Genomic DNA, 4,273 nt, shown 5'->3' on the forward strand with positions numbered 1-4,273 from the left:
GTCCGGCAACGTCGTCCAGGTGCCCATCCACATCCCGATCAACCTCTGCGGCAACACCGTCAACGTCGTCGGCGCCCTCAACCCGGCCTTCGGCAACACCTGCATCAACGCCAGCGGCGGCCACAAGGACCACCACAAGACCAACCAGCACGGCGAGTACTGAGCACCCAGGCCACTGACCTGCAGGCAGCCACCGTCCCGGCACCAGCGGGCCACGTACGCCTCTGAACCAGCCGCATGGCTGAGGGGAGTCGCCCCTGAGGTGACTCCCCTCAGCCATGCGTCCCCCAACTCGCGGCGAGGACGGGACGAAACCAAGGACGACGACCCCAGCCGGATGCCGCGGCCGGACCTGCCCCGAACGGTACGACGCCTGCCACGCACACATCCAGGCGCAGCCGCATAAGAGGTCATCTCATTTAGGTGATTGGGTAGGCTGTCGTTCATGGTGGGGATCGTTGAGCGGCTGGTGCCGGATGAGTTGTGGTGTCTGTTCCAGCGAGTGGTGCCTGAGCCGCCGTCGCGGCGTCAGGGAGGGGGCCGGCGTCGGCACGGAGACAGGGAAGTGCTCGCGGCGATCGTGTTCGTCGCCACCTCAGGCTGCACCTGGCAGCAGCTGCCCACAGCGTCGTTCGGACCCTCCGGAGCAACCGCCCATCGGCGCTTTTCCGAGTGGTCGAAGGCCAGGGTGTGGGCCAAACTCCACCGCCTGGTCCTGGACGAGCTCGGCGCCCGCGGCGAACTGGACTGGTCCCGCTGCGCGATCGACTCCGTGAACATGAGAGCCCTGAAAAGGGGGACCTGACGGGTCCGAATCCTGTCGATCGGGGCAAGTACGGATCGAAGATCCACTTGCTCACCGAACGGACCGGTCTGCCCCTCTCCGTCGGCATCTCCGGCGCGAACATGCACGACAGCCTCGGTCTCGAACCGCTCGTGCGGGGCATCCCGCCGATCCGATCCCGACGAGGACCCCGCCGACGGCGCCCCGGCAAGCTCCACGCAGACAAGGGCTACGACTACGCTCACCTGCGGCGATGCTTACGCGGACGCGGCATCACCCACCGCATAGCCCGCCGCGGCATCGAATCCTCCCAGCGACCGGGCCGACACCGCTGGACTGTCGAGCGCACCATGGCCTGGCTCGCCGGCTGCCGACGCCTCCACCGTCGCTACGAACGCAAAGCCGAACACTTCCTCGCCTTCACCAGCATCGCCTGCACCCTCATCTGCTGCCGCAGACTCACCAAATGAGATGACTTCTCAATAGTCGCCGTACACTCCCACGATCACGCGCATTCAGTGGCCGCCCCCTGCCAGTCGCCACCGACCTGCCAACCGCCTGCGCCGGAAGATCACCGACAGGCGCCAGACGGTGACGTCCACGGGCAGAGCCCCCTCGTACGGCGGGGTACCGGCATGCCCATGCCGTACTGGAGACATCAGCTCCTGCCCTCCCCTTCTTCTTCCCCGCCACGCATCCGGCCGAACTGTTTAGCCATGACAACAGTCAGGAGGGGAACGGTCCCGGCACCGGCCGTCTGCGGGGCCTGGGACAAGGAGGCAGACGACCGCCTCTGGGGAGTTGGCTGTCCGGCGTAGCAGCGGATAGGTTCTGCGGCACGAACAGATGCGGGTCCGCCGCTTTCTCCACGCAGATCGCGCATCGGCGAGCCGGGTGTGCCGCCCGGGGTGACGCACGAACGGCTCGACGGGGAACAACAGCAACCGGACGACGGAACATGGCACGAGGGGAAGGCGCCGCCTGATGTGCAGCTCGCCCACGCCTGCGCTCGAGCCGGGCGGTGCCGGCCGCCCACCGCTGTCACGCTCCAAAGCAGAGCCTCCTGCACACCACTTGCAGACACGCGTGGCAACCACAGCGCCCTTGCCGCCCCCGACGTACGCGCGCGATCTGCCGGGCTGGCGCCACATCGTCACCGCTCTGCGGCGCACCCCCGCCTCGGTGTGGAACGACAACGTGACCGACTTCGCTGCCGCACTCACCTATTACGCGGTGCTCGCGCTCTTCCCGACGCTCCTCGTCACGGTCTCACTGCTGGGAATCGTCGGCGCCTCGACCACCGACAACCTGATCAGTAAAGTGATCGCTGTCGTGCCGACCGAGTCCCGCCCCGTCATGCTGAGCACGTTGCAGGGCATGGCGCAGCAGCACACAGCTGCTTGGACGCTGGCCGTCTTCGGCACGATAGGTGCCCTGTGGTCCGCCTCCAGCTATCTGGGGGTCTTCCGCCGAGCCCTGCACCTCATGCACGGCATCGAGGACCTGCGCCCGGCGTGGAGGACGGCACCGCGGCTGGTGATAACCACTCTGGTGCTGCTGACGCTTCTGGTTTCCAGTGCCCTGGTGCTCATCCTGACCGGCGAAGCGGCCCACACCGTCGGCCGGCTCGTGGGCATGGGCCGCACGGCCGGCGTTGCCTGGAACGCGCTGAAATGGCCGCTTCTGCTGTGCCTGGTCGCCATCTTGGTGCTGGTTCTGTTCAGCTCGGGCCCGGCCGGGACACGCGGGGTGAGGCAGCGGCTTCTGGGAGACGCTCTCGCCGTGGCCCTGTGGCTCACCGCCTCCGCGAGCTTCGCCCTCTACGTCTCGCACGTCGGCACCTACAACCGGCTGTACGGATCGCTCGCCGGGATCATCGTCTTCCTGGTGTGGCTGTGGCTGTCCAACCTGGCCCTCCTCACCGGCGCCCAGTTCAACGCCGAACTGGCCAAACTCCGCTTGGTGACCGACAGGGCGTAAGCGGGCGCTTTTCCAGGTCAAGGGCGTTCTGCGCCTTACGCGCATTCAATACGGTTCGTCTCATAGGCGCTGGATGCCCCTCGATGAGGCGCGAGCCCGGCCGCCCATCTCATCCGCTTATGCGCCCGGAAACCCGTCTGACATCAGGACCCCGAACGTCTCCTGCCACTGGGCAGGATCTATGGTGCTACCTGCGGCCACCGTCTGATCTTCTGTCTTCACACACCGAGATCAGAGGAACCCGCAACTACCGCCCCACCTCCGGCAGTCCAACCTCAGGACAGGACACCGGACAACAGGTGGCAGTAAATGGGATACGAGGGTATCCGGGCCTCACCCTTTTCGAGAGGAACCGCTCCATGCTTGGTATAGCCGCGGCAGTACTGTTCTTCATCGCGTTTCTGATCAACGCTGCCGACATCACGACAAACGACGTCTTCACTTCTTCGAACGTCATGCTTCTCGGCCTGATGGTCCTGGCCCTGCACGTCGCGGGAATCGGCAGTAGCTGGTCGGGCCGCAGACGCTGACAGTGAACACCGGGATGGGGTAGGCCAATGACGGCGCCTCGCCCCACCCCGGTGCCCGCACGGGCTGCCTCCCGCTCCCGCGTCCGAGCACGGAAGAGCACGCAAGGCCACGGGGCTTGGTCACGTGCGGGGGCATGCACGATAGGTGCGGGCGTTCCCGGCCGTCAGCCGGGTGATCTCCCTGTCCCGCGGGTCGGCCTTCGGCCGCCCCGCCGGCGCGGCGAGCGCCGTCCTCCCATGGGGGTTGACATCCACTCCGGCAGACGGCCGAGCCCAGGCCCGCGCTAATCCGGGCCCTGGCCGCGCCGTTGCCGCTGCACCCGGCTCTCGCGCAACATGAGCCGACAGGTGGAGCGTGTCATCCCGCAGGCCGCGGTGCCGCTGAAGTCACAGTCAAGCGGCCGATGTCCTGCGGGTCCAGGCCGGTCAGTTGCGCGATGCGAGGCGCCGGGACTCCCGCGGTCAGCGCCCGGTAGACGAGAGCCTCCCAATCCTGGGTCGTCGCGCGGAACTCCAGCAGCTCGCTCTCCATACCCGTGACCGACTGGGGCGCACATTCCCTCTGAACCCGAAGGCTCTCTTCCTCACTCAACGGTACAGGCAGGCGCTCCGCGTCCTCAGGGATAGAAGCCTCCGCGCCGGAAGGGAGGATCCGCACCCGTTCTGAGGAGGCGGAGACGTCGTGGGCCTGCAGTCAGCCGTGCACGGCCGGTGTTTCTGTGCACTCCACAATGCCCACGGCGGCAAGGGCTGCCCCGAGCCGAGGACGCTGGTCAGAGAGAAGGAAAAGGTAAGCGTCATCGGCCATTGCGTGGCATCGCTTTCTCGATCGGACATCGGCGGCGCATTGATGCTAGTGCAGCGCGTCGCAGGTCCTTTGCCGGTTGGGCGTGGCTGGATTGGTGACGCTGTGTGAGCGCGCAGGCATCCTGCGGGAAGCGGTCCTCGGACGACCCGGCTTCGGTCCGGCACACGGTGG

At 67.0% G+C, this 4,273-nt stretch carries 4 protein-coding genes and 1 pseudogene; 4 read left to right on the forward strand and 1 reads right to left on the reverse strand.

The genetic code is table 11. The annotated features are described in order from the left end of the window. The 4 genes from OTB19_RS41800 to OTB19_RS41815 all read left to right on the forward strand — a co-directional run. On the forward strand, positions 1-163 hold a 163-nt coding region (locus tag OTB19_RS41800; protein ID WP_267804102.1), incomplete at its 5' end, for a chaplin. A gap of 282 nt (positions 164-445) precedes the next feature. Continuing rightward, a protein-coding gene (locus OTB19_RS41805) for an IS5 family transposase (protein WP_420717027.1) occupies positions 446-1,254 on the forward strand; the annotation gives its coding sequence in 2 pieces (ribosomal slippage) (positions 446-794 and positions 794-1,254; 810 coding nt in all). Positions 1,255-1,870: 616 nt separating this feature from the next. Next, on the forward strand, positions 1,871-2,764 hold the full coding sequence (locus tag OTB19_RS41810; RefSeq protein ID WP_267804100.1) for a YihY/virulence factor BrkB family protein: 894 nt from the start codon (positions 1,871-1,873) through the stop codon (positions 2,762-2,764). Between the two features lie 359 nt (positions 2,765-3,123). After that, complete coding sequence (locus tag OTB19_RS41815; protein WP_267804101.1) at positions 3,124-3,294, forward strand: hypothetical protein; 171 nt, start codon at positions 3,124-3,126, stop codon at positions 3,292-3,294. A 358-nt stretch (positions 3,295-3,652) separates the two neighbouring features. On the opposite strand, the pseudogene OTB19_RS41820 reads toward OTB19_RS41815, so the two are convergent. Then, positions 3,653-4,102, reverse strand: a pseudogene (locus tag OTB19_RS41820) (DUF6003 family protein). Between the last annotated feature and the right edge of the window lie 171 nt (positions 4,103-4,273).

Origin of the sequence: Streptomyces sp. H27-H5 (assembly GCF_026627505.1) — a bacterium.
Classification (GTDB): Bacteria; Actinomycetota; Actinomycetes; order Streptomycetales; family Streptomycetaceae; genus Streptomyces.